Genomic DNA, 4,730 nt, shown 5'->3' with positions numbered 1-4,730 from the left:
ACCCCCGCCCCGGCCTGGGCCGGGGCGTCCCTGTCCAGCGGAAACGCGCGTCAGCGACGCTTGCGCGCTTCCTCTTCTTCCTCTTCGCGCGGGGCGGACTGCTCGCCCTTCGCCTTTTCCTGGGCGGCGGCGGCAGCGCGGCGCTTGGCCTTCTGCTCGGCCTCGTTCTGCGCCTTGTCCACGGCAGCGTCCTGGGCGGTCTCGCCCGTCTTGCCCTTGTCGGCGCTCTGCGCCATCACCAGCGGCACCGCCACGACGGCGGCGGCAGCCACGGCCAGAACCAGCAATTTCGACGATTTCATTCTCATCCTCCGGAGTTTCCACCGACCCACAGGGGCCGGTTGCGTACTTGTCCAGCCCGCACAGGATACCTCCACCCGCCTCTCCCCGCACTGAACACCGGCGTGCAAATTCCGCCGGCAGACCGCAAACTTGCCCGTCGCATCAGCGCCTTATCGAGATACATGAACGCCCGTTACAACGCCGCCGACATCGAAGTCCTCTCCGGCCTGGACCCGGTCAAACGCCGCCCCGGCATGTACACCGACACCGCGCGCCCGAATCATCTGGCGCAGGAAGTCATCGACAACTCGGTGGACGAGGCATTGGCCGGGCACGCGAGAACCGTCGACGTCGTGCTGTTCAAGGACGGCAGCTGCGAGGTCAGCGACGACGGCCGCGGCATGCCCGTGGACATCCACCCGGAGGAGAAGATCCCCGGCGTCGAGCTGATCCTCACCCGGCTGCACGCGGGCGGCAAGTTCAGCAACCGCAACTACACCTTCTCCGGCGGCCTGCACGGTGTGGGCGTGTCGGTGGTCAACGCGCTGTCCACGCTGGTGGAGATCCACATCAAGCGCGAGGGCAGCGAGCACCGCATCAGCTTCCGCGACGGCGATCGCGCCAGCCCGCTGGAAGTGGTCGGCACGGTCGGCCGCAAGAACACCGGCACCCGCCTGCGCTTCTGGCCGGACCCGAAGTATTTCGACACCCCGAAATTCAACGTACGCGCGCTGCGCCACCTGCTGCGCGCCAAGGCCGTGCTGTGCCCGGGCCTGACCGTCAGGCTGACCGACGAGGCCACCGGCGAAGTCGACACCTGGTATTACGAAGACGGCCTGCGCGACTACCTGAAGGCCGAACTGGGCGAGCGCGAAATGCTGCCCGCCGACCTGTTCACCGGCAGCCTGAAGAAGGAAACCGAAATCGTCGACTGGGCCGTTGCCTGGCTGCCGGAAGGCGAACTGGTGCAGGAAAGCTACGTCAACCTGATCCCGACCGCCCAGCACGGCACCCATGCCAATGGCCTGCGTACCGGCCTGACCGAGGCGCTGCGCGAGTTCTGCGACTTCCGCAACCTGCTGCCGCGCGGCGTCAAGCTGGCGCCGGAAGACGTGTGGGACCGCGTGTCGTTCGTGCTGTCGCTGAAGATGACCGATCCGCAGTTCAGCGGCCAGACCAAGGAGCGCCTGTCCTCGCGCCAGGCCGCCGGCTTCGTCGAAAGCGCCTCGCACGACGCCTTCAGCCTGCTGTTGAACCAGAACGTGGAGGTCGGCGAGAAGATCGCCCAGATCGCCATCGAGCGCGCCAGCGCGCGCCTGAAGACCGAGAAGCTGGTCGTCCGCAAGAAGGTCACCCAGGGCCCGGCCCTGCCCGGCAAGCTGGCCGACTGCATCAGCCAGGACCTGTCGCGCACCGAGCTGTTCCTGGTGGAAGGCGACTCGGCCGGCGGCAGCGCCAAGCAGGCCCGCGACAAGGATTTCCAGGCGATCCTGCCGCTGCGCGGCAAGATCCTGAACACCTGGGAAGTGGCGTCGGGCAGCGTGCTGGCCTCGGAGGAAGTGCACAACCTGGCTATCGCCATCGGCTGCGATCCGGGCAAGGACGATCTTTCCGGCCTGCGCTACGGCAAGGTGGTGATCCTGGCCGACGCCGACTCGGATGGCCTGCATATCGCCACCCTGCTCGCCGCGCTTTTCCTCAAGCACTTCCCCGCGCTGGTCGCCGCCGGCCACGTGTTCGTGGCGATGCCGCCGCTGTTCCGCGTGGACGTGGGCAAGCAGGTGTTCTATGCGCTGGACGAGGAAGAAAAGCGCTCGCTGCTGGAGAAGATCGAGCGCGAGAAAATCCGCGGCCAGCTCAGCGTCACCCGCTTCAAGGGCCTGGGCGAAATGAACCCGGCGCAGCTGCGCGAATCCACCATCCACCCCGATACGCGCCGGCTGGTGCAGTTGACCGTGGACGACGACGAGCAGACCCGCTCGCTGATGGACATGCTGCTGGCGAAGAAGCGGGCTGGCGACCGGAAAGGCTGGTTGGAGAGCAAGGGCGACCTGGCTTCACTGGAAGTCTGATCCCGGCGATTCATTGCCGCCTGCCGTGGCGACGGCATAGACACTCCGGCAACGGACAGGCCGGCCTGGCGCGGCTGAAGAGCAAGGGCGACCTGGCCTCGCTGGAAGACTGATCCCGGCGATTCATTGCCACCTGCCGTGGCGACGGCACGGGCACTCCGGCAACGTACAGGTCAGCCTGGCGCGGTTGGAGAGCAAGGGCGACCTGGCTTCACTGGAAGTCTGATCCTGGCGATTCATTGCCACCCGCCGTGGCGACGGCACAGGCACTCCGGCAACGGACAGGCCGGCCTGGCGCGGCTGGAGAGCAAGGGCGACCTGGCCTCACTGGAAGTCTGATCCCGGCTATTCAGTGCCACCTGCCGTGGCGACGGCACGGGCACTCCGGCAACGGACAGGCCGGCCTTGCGCGGTTGGAGAGCAAGGGCGACCCGGCTTCGCTGGAAGTCTGATCCCGGCGATTCATTGCCACCTGCCGTGGCGACGGCACAGGCACTCCGGCGATGGACGGGCCGCCCTGGCGCTGCCGGAGCGCAGGGACGATCTGGCTCCCTGCTCGCAGAAGCGCATCATGCTGTGCGCCTGCAGGCAGGTTCTCCATGGCTTTGAGCACATTTGCCGCCCTCCTTGCAGGCATAGGATCAGGAATTCCCTGATCCTGTGGTCATCCGCATGAAACACCTGCTGTACGTGGCCGCGCTCGGCGCCGGCCTGCTGTTCGCCGCCCCCGCCCCGGCCAAGCCCGCCGATGCCGCCGGCGAGGACAAGGCCGCCGCGGCCGCCCCCGCCCCGCTTCCTGCCGATGCCTCCACCCGCCAGAGCATGCGCCTGGAAGGCCGCACCCTCGACTACACCGCCACCGTCGGCTCGCTGCCGGTGCGCGATGCACAGGGCAAGATCATCGGCGACGTGGTGTTCACCGCCTACACGATGCCCGGCAAGGACCGCCCGGTCACCTTCGCCCTCAACGGCGGCCCCGGCGCTTCCTCGGTCTACCTGAACCTCGGCGCGATCGGCCCGAAGGTGGTCACCTTCGGCAGCGAGGGCGACAGCGCCTCGGCCCCGGCTACCCTGCGCGACAACCCCGGCACCTGGCTGGACTTCACCGACCTGGTGTTCATCGACCCGGTCGGCACCGGCTTCAGCCGCTCGCGCATTCCCGACGAGGAAGCAAAGAAGCAGTTCTTCACCCCCACCGCCGACGTCGAATACCTGTCGCGCACGGTCTACGACTGGTTGCTGAAGAACCAGCGCATGACCTCGCGCAAATACCTCACCGGCGAGAGCTACGGCGGCTACCGCGGCCCCCGCATCACCCACTACCTGCAGACCCGGCTGGGCGTGGCGATGAACGGGCTGGTGCTGGTCTCGCCCTACCTGAGCCCGACGCTGGAGGACAACAGCGACGTCTCGCCGATGGCCTGGATCCAGACCCTGCCCTCGATCGCCGCCGCGCACCTGGAGCGCCAGGGCAGGCTGACCGACGAGGCGATGCGCGAAGTCGTCGAATACACCCGCGGCGACTACGCCACCGCGTTGATGAAGGGCCGCTCCGACCCGCAGGCCACCGAGGCGATGATCCGCCGCGTCGTCGAACTGACCGGCCTGGACCCGGTGTTCGTGCGCCGCGCCGGCGGCCGCCTGGAAACCCAGGCCTACCTGCGCGAAGTATTCCGCGACAAGGGCACGCTGGGCAGCCGCTACGACTCCAACGTCACCGCCTTCGACCCGTTCCCCACCGATCCGGAGCAGCGCGCCAACGATCCGCTGCTGGACAGCATCATCGCCCCGACCACCACCGCGATGGTGGACTTCGCCACCCGCGTGGTCGGCTGGAAGGTCGACGCCCGCTACAACGCGCTGAGCTATGAAGTGAACCGGCTGTGGGACCGCAACGGCGACCTGCGCGCCGGCGCCGTCACCCAGCTGCGCCAGGCGGTGGCCATCGACCCGCGCCTGCAGGTGCTGGTCGTGCACGGCTGGAACGACCTGTCGTGCCCGTTCATGGGCTCGATCCTGACCGTGGACCAGATGCCGGCCATGGGCGATCCGCAGCGCGTGCAGGTGCGCAGCTATCCGGGCGGGCACATGTTCTACAGCCGCGCCGACAGCCAGGCCGCGTTCCGCCGCGACGTGCGCGCGATGTACCAGCGCAACTGAGGACGATGGCGCGGCGCCCCGCGACGGGGGCCGCGCCCGGCGGCGCCTCGACGCAGGCAATCCGCTGCCGCGCCCGCCGCGCAGGGCCCGATGCGGCACCGCCGCCATGCGGCGGACCGCAGCAAGCCGGGGCCAGACATTACCCCCCACAAACGAAAGGCCCCCCCGGGCCCCGGGGGCGGGGGGGGGGGGGGTGGGGGGGGGGCCCCGCGGGGG

The 4,730-nt window shown here is 68.7% G+C and carries 3 protein-coding genes; 2 read left to right on the top strand and 1 reads right to left on the bottom strand.

Features of this window, described 5'->3' with window-relative positions; all coding sequences use genetic code 11:
• Positions 1-50 precede the first annotated feature (50 nt).
• Positions 51-302, bottom strand: a complete 252-nt coding sequence (locus tag QMX80_RS18335) for a hypothetical protein (RefSeq protein ID WP_055769912.1) — start codon at positions 300-302, stop codon at positions 51-53.
• A gap of 162 nt (positions 303-464) precedes the next feature.
• Here QMX80_RS18335 and parE point away from each other — a divergent pair, with 162 nt between their 5' ends.
• Positions 465-2,354, top strand: a complete 1,890-nt coding sequence (parE, locus tag QMX80_RS18330) for a DNA topoisomerase IV subunit B (protein ID WP_055769914.1) — start codon at positions 465-467, stop codon at positions 2,352-2,354.
• 672 nt (positions 2,355-3,026) lie between these two features.
• Positions 3,027-4,514 (top strand): peptidase S10, encoded by a 1,488-nt coding sequence (locus QMX80_RS18325; protein WP_055769916.1) that lies wholly within the window; start codon positions 3,027-3,029, stop codon positions 4,512-4,514.
• Positions 4,515-4,730: the final 216 nt, after the last annotated feature.

The organism is Stenotrophomonas sp. PS02297, from assembly GCF_029959705.1.
Taxonomy (GTDB): Bacteria; Pseudomonadota; Gammaproteobacteria; order Xanthomonadales; family Xanthomonadaceae; genus Stenotrophomonas; species Stenotrophomonas nitritireducens.
Note: the sequence above shows the minus strand (reverse complement) of the source record. Positions and strands in the feature narration are given on the sequence as shown.